Below are 20,292 nucleotides of genomic sequence, written 5' to 3' on the forward strand. Positions count from 1 at the left end.
TCAGACGCCTTCCATGGGCATTTGACCCGCAGCGGACGCCAGATCCTTCAACGCACCAGCCCCGCTTTGCGCGGCCTGCAGCGCCATCGCCTGTTGCTGCTGTTGCGCGCGGGCCTCGGCGATCTGGTCTGCCGCATCGCGCGACCGCAGCACCTTGGCCGGCGTTCCATAGGCATCTGCCAGCACCTCGACAACGCCATCGGCATCCAGACGATCGGCCGCGCGCGGGTCGATCTGCGCCAGTGGCATCAGCGTTTCCAGCAGCCGCACGGTCGATGCCCCTTGCGAGGATTTGGCGGCGGCGGCGGCGGCCGACTGATAGGTGACCTGCAGGCCAACGCCGCCCATTTCCTCTGGCGGCGGCGGCAGTTGCCCCGCGCGCCACAGGATCGAGAAACGCCGCATGACCTTGGGTGCCAGGAATTCTTCCTGCACCCGGCCCTGATAGGGCGCCCACAGTCGCGCGCGTTCCTCGTTGATGGTCATGACCTCGGTCGCGGTCATGCCGGTGCGTCCCGCAAGGTTCATCAGCGTGAAATGGAATGCATCGCGGATCTCTTCGATCTTGGCCTGCTTTTCCTGCAGGGTCAGATTGATGCCGCCCGTCTGGTTCAGCACATCCAGCATCCGCTGACCACGAATGTTCATGCCGCCATAGACGACCGCCCCCGGCCGGATCCGCCCATCCAGTGGCCAGTCGCCCTTGTCCGGGGCCAGAACGGCCGGATCCGCCGCCATCTGCGCCGCGCGCAGGGTGGCGTCGTCCATCTTGTGGTGCACGCGGGCCGATGCCAGCGCCACGAAGCCGGGCCCCGTGCCGTAGATCGCGCCGGTTTCCACGTCCCAGCGGGGCGCGAAGAACGGCATTTCGTCATAACCGCTTTCGCGCAGCAGGCTGTTCTCGACCTCGCAGGCATAGCGCGATATCCAGCGCTTGCCCTTGGTGCCCAGCATGCCCTGCCGCCAGTCGTCGTTCTTGAAGACGTGGTGATAGAAGGTGATCTTGTCAGTCGATCCCTTTTCGGCCATGTCGATGACCTTCTGCGGCAGCGCGCCCTTGAACATCGACATTGCCGCGGCGGGGCGCAGCTGGAAGCGGCGCACCACCTCCCAGACACGGCCAAATCCGTCGATGTCGTAGCAGACCTCGGCCAAGGACAGCGTGACATCGAGGATCTTGCGTTCGGCCGTCACCACCTCATCGTATTGCGCGCCGTTGCCGAAGGCCGCCAGGTCCGAAAAGATCTGGGTGGTGGCGGAATAGAACGGGCTGACCGCCGCCTGAAAGCTGTTCAGGATGCGGCTGGTGACGGTATCCAGCCACAGTTTTGCCGGGTGCCAGGCGTTCAGATCTTCGTCTTCCGTCGCCAACCCAAACCAGCGGTTTGCCGGGTTCGACAGCTGGCCATAAAGGCCGGCTGCGAAATTCGACTGGGCCGAAATCGGCGCGGATGACAGGGGTTTCAGCATCTGGCGCCCCATCGGATCGTCCGAGGAGAACCCGCCGCGCTGCGGGCGGATCAGCTCGGCGATACCTTCCCAGGTGCCCTCATGCATCGAGCGGTCGGACTTCAGCTCCTGCCAGCGCCGCATCGCCAGCTCTGCCTCTGGGGCCTTTTCGCGGATTGCGCTTGCCTCGTTCATTGCGCGGCCCCGCCCATCTGCGCGGTCGACGGAATGCCCGTCGCCCCGGTCAGGATGTTTGCGGCCGCGCCAGCGCGCCGCCGACGCAGGCGCGCCTCGATGTCGGCCTGTTGGGTCGCTTCGGCATTATCGGTGGCCGCAATCTTCGTCGCCGCGACCTTGGGCGTCTTCACAAAGCACATGTCATGTCCTTTCACAGTGCTGGGTTGGGGCAGCGGGCAGATCCGTTGAAATCCAGACGAACTGGCAAAATGTGTCGCGGCCGGCCGGACCGAAGCCCGGCATGACAGCCTCGGGGATGAAGCCGATCGCCTGCAGCAGGTCGCAGGCAGTCGGGTGCGCCATCCAGGCGCGCGCCTCGATCCGGCGCACACCCGTTTCGGCGGCGAAAGCCGGCAATTCCCGGCGCATCCGCACGGCGGCCTGCGCAAGAGACCGGCGAAAACGGCGATGATCGCGCGCCAGCAGCGCCGCACCTGCAACGCCTGCCTGTCCGGTATGGGACAGACCAAGCACGGCGAAGGGTTCGCCCGCCCCGGAGAACAGCACCCAGCTGGCCAGACGCGCGGCATTCATCGCGCGCCAATCAGCCCACAACTCCAACGCCGTGGTGGACTGGCCCCGCGTCACCGTGGCTTCCATCAGGTCGATCGGGTCAAGCCGGCTCAGCACTGCGTGGGCTGCATAATCCTCGTAGGGGCGGGCGGTGATCATTGATCGTCGCCCTCCCAGTTATGCGGTGCATGAAATCCGGCAGCATTACGATGCCCTCCGCCACCGAACTTCGCCGCGATCTGCGCGACATCGAGGCCGTCGTCGCCGCGCGATCGCAACGAGAATGCGCGCCCCTTCGGTCCATCGAAATATGTCGCTGCGAATGGATTACCCTCCGCGAGTTTTCCAGCAGTGTCAGAGGCCAGTGCATATGGGGCGTTGGCTACGGGGACTCGGTGCCCGCCGATGATCATGTAGCGGAAGGAATCTGCGACCTGTTCTACCAACTTGTCGTGCGCGCGCAGGATGGCCGCGCCTTCCTCGGTCATCCGCCAGATGTCTTCGTCAGCCTGCATCCGCGCGGCCAGATCATCCCAGGCGTCCCAGTTCAGATCATGCGACCCGATGACGGCGTTGATTTCGCGGCTGTCCTCCATCGACCACCACCACAGGTCGCGGTCGGCAACATACTCGACCAGCAACGGACGGGCGCCTTCGTTGAAATAGTCCCAAGCGAGTTGAGCGCCGCTGCGAGTCATGTCGAAGATGGCGAAAACATTCTCGACCGGGTCCGCCTCGATATGCGCCAGCAGATCCGCGTAATTGAATGACGGGTGATCCTGAATTGGAGGCTCTAGCAGATGCGACAGATCGCCCTCGGCGGTCTTGTGATGGTCTAGGATAAGGATCGAGCGCGCCTGTTCAGCCATGGCGTCGATCACCGGTCGCTTGTAGCTGAAATCCACGATGATCACGTCTGCGCCGGTCACGTCAGGGGGCACATCGCCGTAGCCTGCCGGGATGAACTCGACGCGATTACCAAGCGCCTCGCGCACGGCCCATGCGGCGGTGAAACCGTCTGCGCAATGCGCGTGGTAGATGCAGATTGTCTTGCTCATCAGCTCATCCCAAGTGCGGATTTGTAGACGTCGAGAATGGCTTCCTCCTCGGCCAGATCGTTCTTGTCGCGCTTGCGCATCGCGATGATCTTGCGCAGCACCTTGGTGTCGTAGCCGCGTGCCTTGGCCTCGGACATGATGTCCGCCTGCTGCTCAGCGATCTCCTTTTTCTCGGCTTCCAGATGCTCGAACTGCTCGATGAACTGGCGCAGCTCGTCGGCGGCGACGGAATAGGCGGCGTCACTCATGCGGCACCCCCTGCGATCAGCGCGTGAACCGAAGCGGTCTGCCGCAGCCATGCGGTGTGCGACAGGCCATTCAGGACGTTGGCCTCAGCCAAATCCGACATGCGCTTCATCTCGGCTTTGACGGCCCGCTCACGCGCGCCATGGTCTGCCGGGAACGCCTCGTAACGCCCCGTTTCGGGGTTCAGAAAGCCGCTCATTTCGCACCGCCTTTCAGCACAGCCCGGCGGGCGGCATTGGCCCAGTTGGTCAGCGCGCCATGGCGGCCAGCCGTGCTTTGCGCGCGCACGCCCGCCATCTTGCAGACCACCGCGCCCATCGGACCATCCGTGAACTCAAGGCCTTCTTCGGTTTCCAGCCGATGCACCAGGTCGGTGAAGCGGGCGCGATGCAGCGCCTCGATGTCAGCCGCAAGCCGCGTCAGACGATCGAGCGCAAGGGCAGGGGCCGCCGGGGCCTCGGCCGCGTGTTCCTTCGGATCGGGCGGATTTTCCGCTTGCGGATCCGCGCCCTGATCGACAGCCTCGGTGGCCTCGGTGGCCTCGGTGGCCTCGGTGGCCTCGGTGATGTTCTGGGTGTCGTTCATGGCTCAGGCCTCCTTCTCTTCAAGAACCAGCCAGTCCTCGGCCAGCATGTCGGTCTGGCTTGCCAGCCAACCGATGACCATCGAGCCATCAGCTGCGCGCATGTCGATGTGAGGCAGCAATTCGATCTGCCGCTCGATGCCGTCATGCGGGACATCGGCAGCCAGCTCGTTCGCGCGATGCTTGGCGGCATGACCAGCTTTTGCGTGATGTGACGGGAAGATCGAACCGGGCGTCAGCGCGATCCACATGTTTTTTCCGTTCCAGCCCGCGCGGGCCACGCGGCGGCCCTCTTTGAGTGCGGACAGTGCTTCTCCGAAGTTCATGTCAGTTCCCTCCATAGGGGTTAAGGATGTCGTATCCGGTGGACAGGCCGCCATTCCCCCCGGAAAGGGACGGCCCGCCGTTGTGGCCGATAAGGCCGCGTTGCTCCGGGGGAATTTGTTGTTCTGTGGTGCCGTCAGCGCGCACATGGCTCAGCAGCAGGTATTGCAGCGCGTCCATGACGTTCGCCTCGGTCAGGCTCTTGTTCGGCACCTTGCGCTTGTCGCCGCGCGCATCGACTTCGAAGGTCCAGACGTATCGGGCCTCGAAACCGGCGATCAGGAAGGCGCAGCTGGGGTCGATCAGCAGGCCGGTGCGGCCCGCGCTGGTCGGGGCCTCCAGCGCCGCGCGCACGGCCTCAAGGCGCGGCTGCAAGCGGTTCGTGCCGATCTTCTGCGGCCGCACGCGGAAGCCCGCCGCGCGGCTGACCAGCAGGTTCCAGGTGTGGTTTTCGTCCGCCGCCTGGCTGGCGCCATGCTCGCCCGCCATGTCAGACCAGCCCCCCGCCACCGGCAGGCCGGGAAAGCGGGTTTCCAGCAGCTCGCTCAGCCGGTCTCCGAAGGTGCGCGCCATCAGGCGCTCGGTCGGGTAATGCGCCTCGGCGAGGATCTGCCAGAACACTTTTTGCAGGCGCCCGGTGCCCTCGGTCAGCACCTGCCCGATCACGGCCGCACCCTTGAAGCCCTGGTCAAGGCCGACCAGCAGCGGCACCCCAGGCCAGGGCGTCAGCGTCACGTCGGACACATGCAGCCGACGGCTGAATTCGCGCTGGAACACCGGCTCGCCAGCCTTGGTGTGGACGATTTTGTTGAACACCAGCCGGTCGATCTGGTCGCCACGGCCCAGAAGGCGCAGCGTGGCGATCTGCGTGTGGTAATAGCCGGGCGCAAGGTTTTGCAGGTTCTCGCAGCCGTCCTCGCCAAAGCCGGGCTGGCGGTAGAAGTTGATCACGATGGCGCTGGCACCCTCGGGCAGGTCGGCATTCATGACCTTCAGCAGCTCGGCGCGCTTCTTTTCGTCGTGGAACAGGTCGATGGCCCAGTTTCCGGGCTCTGGCGCGTTGAAATCGCCGACCAGCTGGCCGTAGTTGCGCAGCTCGGCAGGGTAGCCGCGGTAATGATCCTGTCCCGGGTAGCGCGCGATCCGGGTGATGCCGTTCACGATCACGTCCACGGGGTTCGTGTCCATCTCGTGCAGCCAGATGTCGGTCGCCTGGTAGCCGCGCAGGCTGCCCTGGATGTCATCGCCGAAGGCCATGAACTCGACCGTGAACTGGATCTCGTTCGACCAGTCGCCCGCAAAGCCCATGGGCGGGTCAACGTGCAGCCCGTCGTCGAAGACCATCTCGAAGGTCACTGGCCCGCCCTTGCCGCCGGACCAGTCGCCCAATTCCTTCGGATAGACCTTCAGGAAATCGGGGATCGTGGTGGACCACAGCTGGCGGTAGGTCGCGCGGATCACCAGCAGCTTGTAGCGCCGGCGTCCGTCGATCACAGATCGCGGCGCGCACATCGCCCGGCGCAGGCGCGACTTCAGCATCGTCGTGGTTTTGCCGGAACCGACCGGACCCTGAAGGCCGACCACGCTGGCGTCATCCCAATAGGCCGCTTCGGCGATCGGACCGGGGAAGGTTTCCGGCGCGTCGAATTCGATCTTGTCAGCGTCCAGATCGCTCGCTAGGCTTGCAATTGCCTGTTTCGCGTCCAGACCCACCAGCTCGTCGATGCGTTCCTCGCTCATGCCGCCAGCGCCATCCTGCGCTTTGCGGTCGGGGGAAAGGCTCTCCCCCACACCCCATGTCGCTGTTCCAAGGTTCGCGCTCATTTCGACCCCCCGAGGAGCCCGGAAAGGGCAACCGGCCTCACTGCCGGGGGCAGACACTTCGCGCGCGTCGACGCCCCCCGGGGGGTCGCGCCAGCGGCCTGATCGGCGCGGCCGCGAAGGGGGTGGGGGTAGCAACGCCCGACCAGGGCGAGGCGATCGAGGCGGGCACGCAGGCAGAGCGATTGATTTTCAATCAACTCTGCAACAGCAATTTCATGCAGCGTTTTCATGTGCTTAGCCATACCGTCCGCAATCATTTGTCCGCACCTTTCCCGACTGATCCGCTAACGTCTTGATTTTCCTGCATTTCATGCGGCATCGGAGGCGGCGTGATCCGGCGTGCCTGCGGCGTCACATCCCGCGCCCGATCGCCAGGGCGCGCGGGCTGCGGCGATGGCGCGGCAGGCGCCTGCACCACCACCTGGTTGACGTTGGTCACCGCCACGTCGGGCGTGGCCTTGGGCGCGCCGTAGGGCATCAGCGCGTCAGCCGCCCGCAGCTTGACCGCCAGCAGCTGCTGGAACAGTTCGAGCCGCTTGCTGGCCGTCGGGCCCTTGGGCGCGCCCTTCGGGATCTCGGATCCGTCATAGGCCCACAGCAACAGCGCCTCGACCTCGCGCATGGTCTGGGCGAACACCGTTTCGCCGCGCCCGGCGGTCAGCCCGGCCAGCTCTGCCAGCACCTCTTCGGGCAGGCGGTAACCGCGGGCTGTCAGCCACTCGCGCATCTGGCTCATCGCCTTGCCCTTGCCACGCACCGGGCGCGCCTCGCCATCGCCCTTGGCAGTGCCGTGCCGCTCGTCGGGCAGCAGCACCAACTGCTCACCAACCGCCCGCTGACGCTGCAGCCGCGCCTCGGCCTCGCGTGCCAGATCCTCGAACTGGTTTTCTGGCTTAGCCATGGGTCAAAATCCCCCCTTTTTCACCTGCGTGCTGGGTAAGCGATTGATTTTTCAGGACAAACTGCAACCCACAACGGTTCCATTTCAGGGCGTTGTGGGTTCGCGTGCTGGGTAACACTATGAAATCACAGCATTTTTCTTTAGTCACAACGGCACAACGGTAAAAATAGGTATGCCTCGTGTGTGTGCGCGGGCGGGCGCGCATGCGCGCGCATGTGTGTAATACGCGCGCGCGAGGCGTTGTGCCGTTGTGGGCGGCACATTTTGCAGCAATTTCAATGTGTTGTCCGACACGCCGACCCACAACGCCAGATTTCCGCCGTTGTGGGTGTTTCCGTTTCAGATCAATGACTTGCCCACAACGCCCAATTTTCAGGCATTCCGGGCACCAAGATCCTGCACCCAGACAGATCTGGAACCCTTTCCCCAGACCCGCAGGGGTGAAACCGCCGCGCAGCGCGATATTGGCACAGCCAACAGGGTGCGGGAAGCACAAAGATTGCGAAGCGCAAAGGAAGTCCCGGATCATCCCTCGAAATCCTCCCATTCGCGCGGCATCGGCGGCACTTCGGGCCCAGACTGTGCGCCAGCGCGATCCATCGGGAACGCCATCAGACCGCCGCATTGCTTGAGCGGCACATAGACACCGCGCGTGCGTTGCCCGGCCAATGTCAGGGGCTGCGCAACCGGCTCGGCGCCGATGATCCTGCGCGATGACTGCGCCCAGACACCGCTCGCCCAGGTCGATCCCTCGAACAGCTTTTTGAGACCGGGCAGGGGCGCATTGGCGATGAACAGCGATGCGGCATCGCCCGATCCACGCACCCGCAGGCCCACTTTGGCCAGCTTTTCGTTGGCGCGCTTGGCCGCCTGCTTGCGCACCTGGTCGTCGATGTCGCCGCTGTCGGTATCGGCCACCAGCTGCGGTGGTGCGGAGGGCAGCTGAGCCGCCGCCATGATCCATTGCGCGATCGTAAACAGCTCTCCGCGCCGATGCACATCGAACGGCTGCCCCAGCAGATGCATCAGCATGCTTTCGGCGTCCGATCCGATCTCCTCGGTCTCATGCACCGCGCAGGATGCCACCTTGCGCGCCCATCCCGCCAGCACCTCGGCCGAGGGCAGCTCGGCATGCAGCGCCATGTCGGCCATCGCCATCGTGGTGGCGTAGTTGTCACCGTTTCGGCCAGACAGGCCCACCTCGGCCAGGGCCCCGCGCCACAGTTCCAGCCGCTCGGCCCAGCTGGGCCAGCGGTCGATCAGCACCCGCTTTAGGGCCGCGCCACGCGCCCGCCAGGTGCGGGGGTCCAGCGTCACTTTCGGCGCGCTCGGATCGAGCGGCCGCAGATGCAGCGTGATCAGGCGCGATCGGTCCTGGGCGCCCATCGCCCCAGGTATCAGGATGGAACTGAACAGGAACGCCGAATAGACGTTGCCGCTGGCGCCTTTCTGGTCAGCGGACCCGCGCAGCCACTGCCCGCCCGAGGCCGCCACCCGCGCCAGCACGATGATGTCGCGCTCTTTCGAGGATCCTTCCTCGCCCGGCTCCAGCTCGTCGATTGCCACCGGCAACGAGCTGTGGCCCAGACGCGACGTGATCCCGGATTTGGTCGGGTCATTGGACTGGATCAGGCCTTTCTCGCCGCCGTGCAAATGCTTGATCCAGTCCTGGAAAAACGATTTGCCATAGGCTTTGTCGCCGGTCAGCCAATAGACCGGCCGCCAGTCCATCGCCCCGCACAGCATCTGCACACCGATCATGCCCAGCACGATCATCGGCGTGGTCTCCTGATGCTCCCATCGCCAGGTGCCGGCCATTTCCAGCGCGGCCCGCGCGGGATCTGCCGTGCCGACCTTTTGCGCTGGCTGCGGGATCGGCGGATAGGCCGGATAGATCTTGCCGTCGATGTCGCCCGGCTCCTGCTGGCCATCGTCAGTCAGCAGCATGTTTCCGCAGTGATAGATCAGACGCCCGTCGTCATCCTTCCAGGCGCCCACGCCACGCACGGCGCCATCGGGGTTGAACAACCCCTTTTCCGAACAGGCTGAAATCATCGCCATGCTGGCCGTGGTCTGATCGAACCGGCTGTGCTTGCGGTTGCCGTCCTTGTCAAATTGCGGGAAATTCCAGCACAGTGCGCCGATCCGATCCCCGAACAGGTGCATGATCGTCTGCAGCTCGTGCTTTTTCACCGCGCGCAGCTGGCCGTGCCGGTCCAGGTAATAGCTGAAATCCCCATTGACCCCGAGCGCGCGCACCGGGCAATTCTCGAAGATCTCGCCGCGCGGCCGCGACGGTTTGCGCGGCGTGGCGCTGCCCGATGCCGGCGGATCCAGGCCATCGCCAGCCGGCGTATCCGCGCCAGCGCCGTCGCCACGCGCTCCTTCGCCCGGTGTGGCCGCGATCGGCGCATCCTCCAGCTCGTGGGCCAGATCCTCCAGCCGCGCGCCGCGTGAAATCGCGCGCCCCTCGGCAATCTTTTGCGCCTTTTTTCTGGCGAGATCATCAAGCGCGGCTCGCTTGCGCGCTTCCAGGTCGATCGGGGCCGATGGGGCAGGGGCGTCAGTCATGCTGCCACCCCGCAATCTGTAACAATTCGTGATCGAAGTTGCGCAGAAACTGCGCTTTTTCGCTTGCATGGCGCAGTTTCTGCGCTTATGTTTGGATCATCGAAACAGGGCAGATGCCCATGAACCGGAGAGACAAAATGAACCGCAACTTCAACACCCCCGCTGTCGCCGCCGACTGGGCACAATCGCGCGAAACCGATGCCGCTGTTGCGATGGCGATCCATGCCATTGCCGACAACAAGCGCACGCCTGAGCAAATCTGGGAAGCTCCGACCGCGGTGGAGTTCGAAAACGTCCAGATGGCGCTGAATGAATATTGCATCAATGGCGACATCGAGCCCGGCGACTATTGCTGGGGTCAGGAAACAATCTCTGTCGCCAATTTGTGATCGACTGGTGAACACACCATGACCCCAGACGAATTCACCTCCGCCCGCAGGCGCCTCGGCCTGACACAGGTCGAGCTGGGAGAAATCCTCGGCCTCTCCCGTCGTGCCGTCCAGAACATCGAGGCTGGCGAAACACAGCGCATCAAGCCCCTGGTCGAGCGTGAGATCGCGCGATTGCTGGCCGCGCAGAAACAATGACATGGGCCGCCGCAGAGCGGCCTTTCTCGCGTCATCCATCACAGACCCCCGTCCTGCGGCAGATCCTGTTGCTCTTCGGGTTCGCGCCGTTGCGGGGGCGCGCTGTCATCCTGATCCAGCAGTGACATCAGCCACTCAATCGCCTGCCACGCTGCCGCCGTCAGATCCTGCATCTGCATCCTCTGCCCCTTCCGTCTGTCTGCGCACTGTTTTCAGCGCGTCGTTGATGTCCTTGCCGCCGTGCAGGTTCTTCCAGACCCGCACGGTGCGGCCGGCGCGGGCATGCTGCTGGATGGCACGGTCCAGCGCCTCCTTCGCCTGCGCCCCGAAATCCTGATCGGCCACCAGCACCACCTCGGCCACGGCCGGGGGCAATTCGACATTGCCGAAATTGCTGATGCTGATCGCCGCCATGACGCGGGCGTGCGGCAACAGGTCCGCCACACTCATCGCGTCCTCGATGCCCTCGGTCAGATAGACCCGGGCGCCGGGCTCGACCTCGGCCAGCGTCTTGCCCTTGCCTCCGCGTGGCCCCAGGCCGCGCCAGATGCGGATCGCGCCGCCCTTGTAATCGCCCAGCACCATTTTCGGCTTGGGCAATGGCGCCTTGTCCCAGCGGCCGTCCGGGCCGATTGCCAGCCAGGTGCGATGACAGGCCACCGAGTTCCCATCCAGATCGGTGGCCAGCGCCAGCATCGCGGGGCCGCGCCCCTCGAAAACCTCGCCCGTGTCCGGGTCGGTCTGGTTGTAATAGACCTCGGGGTGATAGCGCAGCGCGGCGGGCTGATGGCCCAGCCGGTCCAGGTCGATCGCTCGTGCGGTGCGCAGATAGGCCTCGACCGGCGTTCCCTTGATCCGCTCTTGCCCCGACAGCCACAGCGCGAAGGCCCGTTTTTGCCGCTTTGCGCGCGTCGCGCGTGCCTCCCGCTCGGCTTCTGATCGTTTCGCGCGGGCCCGATCTGCCGCCTGCTTGCGGCGCGCCACATCCTCTGGGCTGTCCGATTGCAACCCCAGAAAACTGCGGGCCTCGCGAAACGCGGTCTTCAGATCGCAGCCCAGGTTCAGCGCGATCAGATCCAGCAGATCGCCGCGATCGCCCGTGGCATAATCGTTCCAGCGCCCGGCACGTTCGCCCTCGATCCAGACCACGAAACTGCCGACGCTGCGATCCGGGCGCCCCGGGTTCAGCGTCCAGTATCCGCCCTTGTCCTCATAGGACCCCTGCGCCGGCGGGGCATAGTGATAGGCCACCTGATGCCGCTGCGCGTGCAACAGGTCCTTCACGTCCTCGACAGACAGGGTTTGGTGGCTGGCGGCGGTCATACGTATTACCGCCCCCGCGTTTTCAGGCGCTGCTTGCGCGCGGCCTTGACCGCGGCGCGCCTGCGCGGATCTGGCAGCACTACCATGCGCTTGCGCCCGGTAGGCGCCCCGCACAGCGGCACCTGGCGAAGCTGCAAATCATGATCCTCGATCAGGAACGGGGCCAGAAACGTCAGATATTTGGGCAGCGCGGATTTGCTCATGCGTCACCCCCATGATCCACCTGCGGGTCAGCCCCGGCCAGTGACGCACCGCAGGCCGCATAGCCCGCCATGTCGATCCAGTTGTCGTCATACCCCGGGTTTCCCCAGGCGCGCGCGGTCTTCAGGTCGATCAACATGATCGCGGCCTGCGCGGGCGTAATCATCACGCCCAGACGCACAGACCAAAGCGCAGCCAACACCCCAAACGTGTCTTCGGGCGCGCCATGCGTCGCGGCACGGTCGTGCAGAACGGCTTCGCGGGCGCAATTCAGCACGGCACTGCGGATGTTCTGGCCCTGATCCATTACTTACCCTCCGCCCGGGCACGCAGCACCTGCAGCAGCCGCGTCTGCCCCTCGATCGTCACGCCGTCGGGCGTCAGCGCGATGAAGCGCGCCTTGACCGCGCCCACCTCGACACCCAGCTGATCGGCCACCAGCGCCGCCGGAGATCCGCCCACCAGCCCTTCGACCAGTTCCAGGTCGCGCGCGGCCGACCACCCGTCACGATAGCCAAGGGCGTTCAGCTGGGCGTTCAACTCCACCCACCAGCCGGGACGCACAGCATCGGTCTGGGCACGGGCGGTGATGGGGGCAACCGTGGGTGCTGCCTTGTCGGCCGGGGCCGCAACCTTGGCCACAGGCGCAGCGGGGGCCTTCTGCGGAGCCTTTGCCGGGGTAGGGCTGTCCTTCAGCGAGCTGAGCTTCACCTGCGTGGCCGCCAGGGGGCGCCCAAGGCGTTCGGCGATCATGCGCGCCGTCAGGCCTTCCGCACGCCAGCGTTTCGCATTGCGGCATTCCTCGTCCGACCAGGGCGCGCCCTTGCGGTCGACTGCGGGCGCCGCATCGGCCGCGGATGCAATGGGGGGCGCATCCGCGGCCGGTTCCGCCGCATCGGGCGGCGGCGCTTCCCCGGCCGAGGAAGGGGGCTCCGGGGAAATCGGTTCCGTGATCGGCTTCAGGAAGGCCGGAATATCTTCGGCATCGGGCTGTGCGATCGGTGGGCTCAGATCCCGCAGATCAACCGTTGGCGGCGGCGGATAGACCCCGGGGGCAACGGAAATCTTGATGGCCTGATCGGACGGCTGCGCCAGCATCCCATGATCGGCCACCCATTTCACGATGCGCAGGATATTGACCGGGGCGCCGCAGTCCGAGCTGCAGATGTCGAACAATTCGAAAAGCACCGGCAGCGCGATGGAAAATCCGTCATATTTCTGATGGTCAGGCATTGCGTTTTCCCTTTCTGAAAACCTCCAGCGCCTCGGCGGCGCGGATCTGGTGGAATTTTTGGGTCACGTCGCGCGCAGCACTGGTCGCGCGGGCCATCGCCCGGTCATCGCCCCGCGCTGCAAGGATCTCGGCGCCATGCGCGGCAAAATCGCGCACCATCGGAATGGCGCTGTTGGCCGCCGGCATCGCCTCGGCGATCACCTCGATCATGATGCCGCGCCACGGATCGCTGGACATCACGTTGCAGGCCAGCCAGCCGACAGCGTGGATCAGCGCGTAATCCGCCGATGACGGGCGCGGCACCTCTGTCATAGCGACCACCACAGAACGGCCACGGGAATGTTCAGCCACACCAGCAGAAAGACTTTCAGAACAACTTCGGGCCAAATGGAGCGCTCCGACGGCATCGTCGGTTGCGACGGTTGCCGGACCTCGTTGCGCCGCTCGATCAGGCGCGCAATCTCCAGCGCATGGGGCTGACCAATGGTCATCGAGACAGAGCCGGGCCCGCAAGCCGCGATCACCCGGATGCCACGGGCGATGTCGTCGATCGTGCAACCCTTGGCCAGGCGCGTGCTCATCGGCGCGTCCGGCGCGCCATTTTCCAGATCATCCATGGATATCGACCCGCCCCAGATCCGGCGGCACCGGCACCGCGCCCAGCTCGACCGCCCGGCGCAGATGTGCGCCCGCCTCGGCCAGCGCATCCGCATCGAAGCGCACCATGGCGTATTGGGTGGCAAATCCGGTGATTTCGCGAAACAGCGGCGTGTCATGCGCCAGCAGCTCGTCCGCCTGCGACACCAGCGCATCCACATCGGCGCCGTCCAGATCGTTGACCTGGGCGCGCAGCGCGATGGACAGCGCGGCCATCATGACTTTCTGATCCTGAATGCCCATTGTCCCTCCGTGGAAAAGGCGGGCGGGACGCATCCCGCCCGAGGCCGAGGCAGTAACCCCCGCGCATGACCCGGCGCGGGTGCGGGATTGGTCGGGCTGGCGGTCCCCCGTCAGGGGTCTGCACGACCGCCAGCCCTGGGCGCGCGTGTGCGGCTGCCTGTTTCGCCCGCGCGCGCCCGTCTCATTCGGCAGCCACCGGCGGACTATCCGCCGCCCGCGCCGCCAGGATCTGTTCGATCTCGGCCGCAGGCGCGCCCCAGATCAGATGTTCCGCCGTCAGCCCCAGCGATTTGGACGACGCATGCGCCAGCAGACGGCGCATGTAGCGTGCGGCGGGGATATCCCCGGCATCGCGCCTGCCGGATCCGCGCCGCCACAGGTAGGTCGCCTTGTCGTTCAGCCCGACAATCGGCCCAACCGCTTCGGGCGGCCCGATCAGGGCTTCGACAACTTCAATTGGTGCGAGGTGCTTACTCATGACCCCAGATATAGACCCTCACAAATCCCTCACGTCAACAATAAAATTGAGATAACCGCACTAAAACGTGAGGTGTGCGGCGCATACCTATGGGCAATGGAAAAAGCATGGTTCAAGCAGGCGCTGCGCAAGGCTGGGAAAACCAGCAATGACCTGGCAGATGCAATCGGTCGGGATCGGGCGGTCGTTTCCAGAATTATGAACGGCCATCAGCGGATAACGATTGATCAAGCCAAGGTTTTCGCAGCTCAGCTCGGCGTTCCACTGGACGAAATTCTTATGCGATCTGGGCTGGCTGATCCGCCTACCGCTCAGGTTTTCAAGCCCGGCTTTGCAGACGGCGATGCTACCCCTTTTGTTCACAAGGGCCCAGAGGACCGCGCCACGCCAACCATCGCCCAAGCGCTTGGCGCACGCCCTGGGGTCGATATCTGGACAATCCGCTCCGGCGCCCTTGCCCTGATGGGCTACATGCCCGGCGATCACATGCTGGTCGATACCCTGCAGGCGGATCGCGCGGCGCCAGGCGATGTGGTCGTGGCGCAGGTTTATGACAATGCCCGCGGCACCGCTGCCACCCTGCTGCGCCGGTTCGAGCCACCAGTTCTGGTCGCGGCGTCAACCGCGCCAGAAGACCGCCGCGTGCATGTGGTCGATGGCAACAACGTGGTCATCCGCGGAAAAGTCGTCGCCAGCTGGAGGGCTGCATGATCTTTATTTTCTGGCTGATTACGTTGGTGTTCTTCAAAGTTGTTACGAAATTCGGCTTTGATCATGACATGACCGTATTGGCCGCGGCAATTGCATCGGCTGTCTATAGTTGGCTTATGCTTTCGGCGCAGCTTGCCGCAGCACGCACGATTGACACCAGCGCGTTGCGGATCGCGGCGGATGACCGGGCGTTCTTCAGGGCGCTGGCTTTGCCTTATGCGATTGCCGCAACGCTTTCCGTGGGTGCGACGGTCCTCATCGTTTATGGATTTTCCGACCGATTGGCGGCTGATCTGTTTAGGTCATACGGCCACGAAACGGAATTGATGTGGTTCCTCGGGATTGCCTGCATCCCTGCGGTCGCCCATGGAGCGATGAGCGCAGCAGTTATGCGTGAGATGCTTCGTAAGCGCTGGTAGCGATCTCACGAAACTCACATTATAGTGCAAATATCTCACGTTTCATCTTGACAGTGCGCACTACGCACTCCTAACTCTTGTGCAGGACATCTGCACAGGAGCTTCACCCCATGCCTCACTTTCCGCCCGTTGTTCCGCAGGCCAGCGCTGCGGTCTCTGACAAGGTTCTGGAACAGGCCATTGCCGCGGCAAACCACGTCGCGGCCGGCGACCTCGACCGCCTCGATCCCGATACCGCCACCCTGTTTTTGATGGTCGCAGGCCCCGCCATGGCCGAATGCCTGCAGTGGCGCCGCCGCGTCGGGGTGATCCGCGATCTCGCCTGCCCCGAAAACGTGATCCTGATGCCGGGGGCGCGCTAAATGCTGATCCATACCCCCGTTGAACTGATGACCGCGGCCGAGCGCGCCGGCTGGCGCATGGCCTGCGAGGCGATGCGGCTGAACGGTGCGCGGATCGAACGATCCGGCCAGCAGATCGGTGATGCCGATGCCAGCGCCGTGCCGAAAGGCCAGCTGCTTAGCCATTGCGGCAAGATGGTGCAGGTCGTGGCCGATCTGACCGACGCGCAACTGGATTATGCCAAGCCCGCCCGCCCGGTCAGCCTCGCGCAGCCCGACGATCCGAACGTCATCGACGGATGATTTCCCAAGGGGGCTGCCCCGCGATGCACTGCTCGCCATCGCGCCCCGCCACCACTCACGCCCCGCCTGCAGGCAGCCAGTCGGGGGACAGGATCACCATGCAGAACTTTGCCATTCAGACCCGCGCCCTGGCCGAATTCTGCGGCGCCACCGCGCAACTGATCGCGGACATGCGCCTGATCGCGAATGCGGCCCGCGCGCAAGCCAGCACCCGCCATATCGCCCGTCAACTGGACGCGGCCCTGGCGCAATCCTTCCCCGACTGCGCCGCCCGCAATGGCGCGGCACCGCCTCACCCCCTGCAAACCGAAAGGACCGCAGCATGACCGCCCCCGATCTGATCTTCCTCGATGCCGAGGCCGTGGCCCGCCGCATGGGCCTGCCCGATGGTCCGGCCTTCCTGCGCCGCCGGCTGGATCTGGAGGATCGCGCCGGCTTCCCTGTGGCCGTGCCGCATTGGAAACGCCCGCTGAAATGGCGCGCCGATCAGGTCGATGCCTGGCTGGCCAGCCAGGGCACCCCGCGCGAGGCCGCGCCCGACATCGACCCCGCGCTGATCAGCTCGGGCCATGTGCGCATTCTGGCAGAGGCGCGGCGGGGATGACCATGGGCTGGCGGTGTCGGTTGTTCTGGGGAAACCCCTACACGTCACCACCGTGCGGACTACCCAGAATAGTCAAGGCGATACTGTGCGATAACCCGCGGTCAATTCCTGCTGAGATTGCAGAAATGATGCTGCCCGGAACAGAGTTCGCGCCCGGTAGTGGCTGGACCATCGGCTGGGAGTGCATCGAGCAGCGCCAGATCAAGCGATGGAGCAAAGATGCGCGCGCGCGAGTTCGTCAGAAAAACCTTCGCCGCAGGCTTGAGAAGAAGTTTCCGCTATTTGCCGAAGACTTTTTCGCCGCCGAGGTGGCCAGTCGTCCACGCTATTTCGCAGGCGAATACGACGGCGCTGAGTGAAACGACCAACCCTATTTCAAAGACACCACCATGACCAAGCTGCCCATTGCCAAGCCCCCCGTGAACCTGCGCCAGCGCCGGCGCGCCGACGGGTCCGTGCGGATCTGGTGGGAGCCGCGCGCGGATGCACGCACCCTTGGGTTCGAGACGGTCGAACTCGATGAACGGCGCCTCACCTGGTCCGTGCGCGAGGCCGAGCGGCTGAACCGTGAACTGGCGGCCGCGCGCAAGGCAGGTCGCCGCGCGGCGCCCAGTCCGGGCGGGCGCAGCATTGCGGCCCTGACCGAAAAATACAGGGTATCTGCCAAATTCCGGCGGCTGGCCGCGAAGACCCGTGACAGCTATGCCAAGCAGTTTGCGCTGATCTGCGAAAAATGGGGCGCCTATCCGGCCGCAGATTTCACAAAGCCCGCCATGCATGAATGGTATGAGGCCTTGCTTGCGAAATCCGGTCCCGCCACCGCCAGCGCCCGGCTGCGGCATATGTCGATCCTGATGGCCTATGCCGAACTGATCGGATGGCGCCCGGAAGGGTCCAACCCCTGTTCTCGGTTGGGCATGCAAACGCCCAAGGGGCGCCGTCGGGTCGTGACCTGGGCAGAGTTCGACGCACTGGTGGCCGCGGCGCAAGATCTCGGCATGACCTCGGTCGCCACGGCCATCATTCTGGGCATGCTGCAAGGCCAGCGTCAGACCGATATTCTGGCTGCCACCTGTGGCGCGTTCAGCATTCGGCAGGTGCAACTCTCTGGCTGGCCCACTCCACGCCCTGTCTGGGTCTGGCAGCTGGTGCGCTCCAAGCGTGGCAATGAAGGCGCCATGATCCTGCACGACGAAGCCGCGCCCCATGTCGCCGCGGCGATCGAGGCGGCACGCGCGCGCCTGCGCGCCAAATCGCCAGGGCGCGCGCTCCGGCCCGAGGATCTGGCGGCCGAGCCCCTGTTGGTCGACGAAGCCCACGGCCTGCCGTTTGTGGGCCGGGCCGCTGAACACCGCTTTCAGAACCGCTGGGCCGTCGTGCGCAGCCACGCGATCGAGACGGCACGCGCGGCCGGCGGCCAGCGCATGGCAGATGCGCTGGCCGAAATCACCTTTCGCGATCTGCGCCGCAGCTTCGGTGTGCACAGCCGCGCGGGCGGCGCCAGCAAGGACGACACGGCCGACGTGCTGGGCAACAGCGCCGCCACCGACCAACTGCTGGGTGACATCTACATGGCCCCCAGCTTCGAAACCGCCAGCCGTGCCGTGCTGGCCCTGCAACGCGCGCCTGCGCCAGATGAAAGGAAAAAGGCATGAGAGACTATAGCAATAGGATCAACCTCGCGATCGAGAACCTGATCGAAGCGGTGAACGCAAACAATGCATCCGGCAGGGACCAGATCGGATCTGTTGTGGTCATACTCAACGGTCGAGAGACCGTGGGCGTGATCAACGCTGGCTGCAACTGCAAGGAGTGTCAGGAAAACATGCTGAACGCGTTCCAGCGGCATATCTCCGGCGAACAGCCGGTGGCGGAATACACGCACGAAATCCATCAGCGGCACTGATCATGGCCAGAACAGTGGACATAGAGATCCGCGGAAGCGGCTCCAGCTGGTCGGTGTTCCACCAGGGCCAGCAACTCGGAAAGCCCCAGAACCAATACGAAAAAGCCTGCATTTCCGCCGGCGTCTGGCAGCGCCGCCTGTCCGCGCGCGATCGGGCATGCCTGTGCTGCGGCGCGCAGTTCAGCAGCTACGGCATCGGGCACAGAATGTGCGATGCCTGCCGGGAAGATGCACGGGGGGCGATGGTGTGAAGCAGACGAACAATGGGCAAGCGCTGCGGCTGAATAGGAGCGATGATCAATGACTGACGAGATCGACATTTCGCAGGAAGCCGTGGCGCGGTCTCTGGACGGGGTGACATCAGGGCCGTGGGAAGCTTTCATCAGCTATGAAACCTACACATTTTCGGTCATGGGTGCAGATGGCAAGGAGGTCGTCGCGTGGAGCGGGTTCGACTATCGCGAAAACAACGACAGCCCAGCCAGTGCGGCAGCTGATGCCGGTTTCATTGCCGTCGCGCGCGATCTTGTCCCCGCCCTTCGTGCCGCACTGACGACCGCAGAGGCGGCGCGCGCGAGATGGGAGGACGAAACGCACCACGAAAATCAGAGGTATTTCGATCTTGTAGCCGAGCGTGACGCCCTGCAGATTTCCCTCGATGCCGCCAACACCGCTATCGGAAACATGTCTATCGAACTGAGTGACCTGCGGGCAGCGAACGGAAGGCTGACGGCGAAACTCGCCAAGGCAGAAGCGTCGGCCACTGAACAGGTGGCCGGGGCGTATCTGGCGGCGGCACATGTCTGCGAAGGATGGGGCGGCCCGGCAAGTTCCGAACGCGGGGAAATAATCCGCGCACTCGCCCCAGCCGACGCCACAGCCGCGCTTGAGGCCCGTGACGCACGGGTGCGGGCGGAAGTCTTCGGGCCAGCAAGCCAGCTTATCTCTGATGCATGGGCTGAGGCGCAGAAAGCGATGCGCAAGTTTCCGCAGCCGAACTACGTCATCAGCAAAGTGGCCGAGGAGGCCGGTGAGGTCGTGAAGGCGGCGATCCACTGTGCCGAGGGACGCGAGACGAAAGAGAACGTCATTGGTGAGATCAAGCAGGCCATGGCGATGTTGATGCGGCTCTATATCGAGGGCGATCAGGTTCATGGCCTCGATACCCTCCACGCCGACGCGAGCCGCAAGGCAGGAGATGTCGCATGACTGCGCCGAAATTCAAGCACTTCGGTTGATAGCCGTGATCGTCTCGGCCGCGATATAGCCGTGACGCATGTCTGCAGCGCCATGCGCTCCGCAGACAGAGCAAACAGCCCGCGATAGAATTTCGTTACGCAGCCCAGGCTGTCTGGGCAGCGTGGCGCAATGCCCGCAGCGACAGTAGATCCACGTTACATCTCGTCCTGACATGTTCACCTGGAGAGTGGTTCGAAACAGATGCCATGAGATCGTCCGCACTCGGACGCTTGCGGACTGCGGACGGTCACTTTTCGTGAAATCCAAAAGCCCTTGTATTTTAAGGATTTTTGGCTCCGGCGGTAGGGATCGAACCTACGACCAATTGATTAACAGTCAA

33 protein-coding genes are annotated in these 20,292 nt (G+C 64.5%); 13 read left to right on the forward strand and 20 right to left on the reverse strand.

The features are described 5' to 3' along the window. The 11 genes from P2G62_RS16985 to P2G62_RS17035 form a co-directional block, all read right to left on the reverse strand. A complete protein-coding gene (locus P2G62_RS16985; protein ID WP_275736076.1) occupies positions 1–1,644 on the reverse strand; it encodes a portal protein in 1,644 nt (547 codons plus the stop codon). Beyond that, the gene (locus tag P2G62_RS16990) at positions 1,641–1,826 is read right to left on the reverse strand and encodes a hypothetical protein (protein WP_275736077.1); all 186 of its coding nucleotides are present in this window, start codon (positions 1,824–1,826) and stop codon (positions 1,641–1,643) included. The genes P2G62_RS16985 and P2G62_RS16990 overlap by 4 nt, the downstream gene beginning before the upstream one ends. 1 nt (position 1,827) lies before the next feature. Next, positions 1,828–2,358: a hypothetical protein gene (locus P2G62_RS16995; protein ID WP_275736078.1), complete on the reverse strand. Its 531-nt coding sequence runs from the start codon at positions 2,356–2,358 to the stop codon at positions 1,828–1,830. Next, positions 2,355–3,257 (reverse strand): phosphohydrolase, encoded by a 903-nt coding sequence (locus P2G62_RS17000; RefSeq protein WP_275736079.1) that lies wholly within the window; start codon positions 3,255–3,257, stop codon positions 2,355–2,357. The genes P2G62_RS16995 and P2G62_RS17000 overlap by 4 nt, the downstream gene beginning before the upstream one ends. Next, positions 3,257–3,505: a DUF2312 domain-containing protein gene (locus P2G62_RS17005; protein ID WP_275736080.1), complete on the reverse strand. Its 249-nt coding sequence runs from the start codon at positions 3,503–3,505 to the stop codon at positions 3,257–3,259. Before P2G62_RS17005 ends, P2G62_RS17000 begins: the two co-directional genes overlap by 1 nt. Next, positions 3,502–3,702 (reverse strand): hypothetical protein, encoded by a 201-nt coding sequence (locus P2G62_RS17010; RefSeq protein ID WP_275736081.1) that lies wholly within the window; start codon positions 3,700–3,702, stop codon positions 3,502–3,504. Before P2G62_RS17010 ends, P2G62_RS17005 begins: the two co-directional genes overlap by 4 nt. Next, positions 3,699–4,088 (reverse strand): hypothetical protein, encoded by a 390-nt coding sequence (locus P2G62_RS17015; RefSeq protein ID WP_275736082.1) that lies wholly within the window; start codon positions 4,086–4,088, stop codon positions 3,699–3,701. Before P2G62_RS17015 ends, P2G62_RS17010 begins: the two co-directional genes overlap by 4 nt. Positions 4,089–4,091: 3 nt before the next feature. Next, positions 4,092–4,412, reverse strand: coding sequence for a DUF2829 domain-containing protein (locus tag P2G62_RS17020; RefSeq protein ID WP_275736083.1), 321 nt, complete (start codon positions 4,410–4,412; stop codon positions 4,092–4,094). 1 nt (position 4,413) lies between these two features. After that, positions 4,414–6,234, reverse strand: coding sequence for a hypothetical protein (locus P2G62_RS17025; RefSeq protein ID WP_275736084.1), 1,821 nt, complete (start codon positions 6,232–6,234; stop codon positions 4,414–4,416). 253 nt (positions 6,235–6,487) lie between these two features. Further along, positions 6,488–7,135: a hypothetical protein gene (locus P2G62_RS17030; protein WP_275736085.1), complete on the reverse strand. Its 648-nt coding sequence runs from the start codon at positions 7,133–7,135 to the stop codon at positions 6,488–6,490. 525 nt (positions 7,136–7,660) lie between these two features. After that, positions 7,661–9,706, reverse strand: coding sequence for a hypothetical protein (locus tag P2G62_RS17035; protein ID WP_275736086.1), 2,046 nt, complete (start codon positions 9,704–9,706; stop codon positions 7,661–7,663). A gap of 137 nt (positions 9,707–9,843) precedes the next feature. Here P2G62_RS17035 and P2G62_RS17040 point away from each other — a divergent pair, with 137 nt between their 5' ends. Further along, on the forward strand, positions 9,844–10,095 hold the full coding sequence (locus P2G62_RS17040) for a hypothetical protein (protein ID WP_275736087.1): 252 nt from the start codon (positions 9,844–9,846) through the stop codon (positions 10,093–10,095). 18 nt (positions 10,096–10,113) lie between these two features. Next, entirely contained in the window at positions 10,114–10,293 is a 180-nt protein-coding gene (locus tag P2G62_RS17045) for a helix-turn-helix transcriptional regulator (protein WP_275736088.1), read from the forward strand. 38 nt (positions 10,294–10,331) lie between these two features. On the opposite strand, the gene P2G62_RS17050 is transcribed toward P2G62_RS17045, so the two are convergent. From P2G62_RS17050 to P2G62_RS17090, 9 genes are all read right to left on the reverse strand, one after another. Beyond that, positions 10,332–10,466 (reverse strand): hypothetical protein, encoded by a 135-nt coding sequence (locus tag P2G62_RS17050; RefSeq protein WP_275736089.1) that lies wholly within the window; start codon positions 10,464–10,466, stop codon positions 10,332–10,334. Continuing rightward, positions 10,429–11,616, reverse strand: coding sequence for a toprim domain-containing protein (locus tag P2G62_RS17055; protein ID WP_275736090.1), 1,188 nt, complete (start codon positions 11,614–11,616; stop codon positions 10,429–10,431). The genes P2G62_RS17050 and P2G62_RS17055 overlap by 38 nt, the downstream gene beginning before the upstream one ends. 5 nt (positions 11,617–11,621) lie before the next feature. Then, positions 11,622–11,819: a hypothetical protein gene (locus P2G62_RS17060; RefSeq protein WP_275736091.1), complete on the reverse strand. Its 198-nt coding sequence runs from the start codon at positions 11,817–11,819 to the stop codon at positions 11,622–11,624. After that, positions 11,816–12,124: a DUF6378 domain-containing protein gene (locus tag P2G62_RS17065; RefSeq protein WP_275736092.1), complete on the reverse strand. Its 309-nt coding sequence runs from the start codon at positions 12,122–12,124 to the stop codon at positions 11,816–11,818. The genes P2G62_RS17060 and P2G62_RS17065 overlap by 4 nt, the downstream gene beginning before the upstream one ends. Beyond that, the gene (locus P2G62_RS17070; RefSeq protein WP_275736093.1) at positions 12,124–13,050 is read right to left on the reverse strand and encodes a hypothetical protein; all 927 of its coding nucleotides are present in this window, start codon (positions 13,048–13,050) and stop codon (positions 12,124–12,126) included. Before P2G62_RS17070 ends, P2G62_RS17065 begins: the two co-directional genes overlap by 1 nt. Beyond that, the gene (locus tag P2G62_RS17075) at positions 13,043–13,363 is read right to left on the reverse strand and encodes a hypothetical protein (protein ID WP_275736094.1); all 321 of its coding nucleotides are present in this window, start codon (positions 13,361–13,363) and stop codon (positions 13,043–13,045) included. The genes P2G62_RS17070 and P2G62_RS17075 overlap by 8 nt, the downstream gene beginning before the upstream one ends. After that, on the reverse strand, positions 13,360–13,668 hold the full coding sequence (locus tag P2G62_RS17080) for a hypothetical protein (RefSeq protein WP_275736095.1): 309 nt from the start codon (positions 13,666–13,668) through the stop codon (positions 13,360–13,362). The genes P2G62_RS17075 and P2G62_RS17080 overlap by 4 nt, the downstream gene beginning before the upstream one ends. Next, positions 13,661–13,951, reverse strand: coding sequence for a hypothetical protein (locus tag P2G62_RS17085; protein ID WP_275736096.1), 291 nt, complete (start codon positions 13,949–13,951; stop codon positions 13,661–13,663). Before P2G62_RS17085 ends, P2G62_RS17080 begins: the two co-directional genes overlap by 8 nt. Positions 13,952–14,132: 181 nt before the next feature. Beyond that, the gene (locus P2G62_RS17090) at positions 14,133–14,429 is read right to left on the reverse strand and encodes a hypothetical protein (protein ID WP_275736097.1); all 297 of its coding nucleotides are present in this window, start codon (positions 14,427–14,429) and stop codon (positions 14,133–14,135) included. A 96-nt stretch (positions 14,430–14,525) separates the two neighbouring features. On the opposite strand from P2G62_RS17090, the gene P2G62_RS17095 reads away from it, so the two are divergent. From P2G62_RS17095 to P2G62_RS17145, 11 genes are all read left to right on the forward strand, one after another. Continuing rightward, positions 14,526–15,140, forward strand: coding sequence for a helix-turn-helix transcriptional regulator (locus tag P2G62_RS17095; RefSeq protein ID WP_275736098.1), 615 nt, complete (start codon positions 14,526–14,528; stop codon positions 15,138–15,140). Further along, on the forward strand, positions 15,137–15,559 hold the full coding sequence (locus P2G62_RS17100) for a hypothetical protein (RefSeq protein ID WP_275736099.1): 423 nt from the start codon (positions 15,137–15,139) through the stop codon (positions 15,557–15,559). Before P2G62_RS17095 ends, P2G62_RS17100 begins: the two co-directional genes overlap by 4 nt. A 110-nt stretch (positions 15,560–15,669) precedes the next feature. Continuing rightward, positions 15,670–15,921 carry a hypothetical protein gene (locus P2G62_RS17105; RefSeq protein ID WP_275736100.1) on the forward strand — a complete coding sequence of 84 codons (252 nt, stop codon included), beginning with the start codon at positions 15,670–15,672 and terminating at the stop codon, positions 15,919–15,921. Beyond that, entirely contained in the window at positions 15,922–16,203 is a 282-nt protein-coding gene (locus P2G62_RS17110; RefSeq protein WP_275736101.1) for a hypothetical protein, read from the forward strand. Between the two features lie 98 nt (positions 16,204–16,301). Then, positions 16,302–16,529, forward strand: coding sequence for a hypothetical protein (locus tag P2G62_RS17115; protein WP_275736102.1), 228 nt, complete (start codon positions 16,302–16,304; stop codon positions 16,527–16,529). Then, a complete protein-coding gene (locus P2G62_RS17120; protein ID WP_275736103.1) occupies positions 16,526–16,807 on the forward strand; it encodes a hypothetical protein in 282 nt (93 codons plus the stop codon). The genes P2G62_RS17115 and P2G62_RS17120 overlap by 4 nt, the downstream gene beginning before the upstream one ends. 125 nt (positions 16,808–16,932) lie before the next feature. Next, on the forward strand, positions 16,933–17,166 hold the full coding sequence (locus P2G62_RS17125) for a hypothetical protein (RefSeq protein WP_275736104.1): 234 nt from the start codon (positions 16,933–16,935) through the stop codon (positions 17,164–17,166). Between the two features lie 30 nt (positions 17,167–17,196). Beyond that, a complete protein-coding gene (locus tag P2G62_RS17130) occupies positions 17,197–18,462 on the forward strand; it encodes a hypothetical protein (RefSeq protein WP_275736106.1) in 1,266 nt (421 codons plus the stop codon). Further along, entirely contained in the window at positions 18,459–18,713 is a 255-nt protein-coding gene (locus tag P2G62_RS17135; protein ID WP_275736107.1) for a hypothetical protein, read from the forward strand. The genes P2G62_RS17130 and P2G62_RS17135 overlap by 4 nt, the downstream gene beginning before the upstream one ends. A 2-nt stretch (positions 18,714–18,715) precedes the next feature. Further along, positions 18,716–18,964, forward strand: coding sequence for a hypothetical protein (locus P2G62_RS17140; RefSeq protein ID WP_275736108.1), 249 nt, complete (start codon positions 18,716–18,718; stop codon positions 18,962–18,964). A gap of 49 nt (positions 18,965–19,013) precedes the next feature. Continuing rightward, the gene (locus P2G62_RS17145) at positions 19,014–19,922 is read left to right on the forward strand and encodes a hypothetical protein (protein WP_275736109.1); all 909 of its coding nucleotides are present in this window, start codon (positions 19,014–19,016) and stop codon (positions 19,920–19,922) included. Positions 19,923–20,292 lie beyond the last annotated feature (370 nt).

Origin of the sequence: Paenirhodobacter sp. CAU 1674, assembly GCF_029222945.1 — a bacterium.
Taxonomy (GTDB): Bacteria; Pseudomonadota; Alphaproteobacteria; order Rhodobacterales; family Rhodobacteraceae; genus Rhodobacter.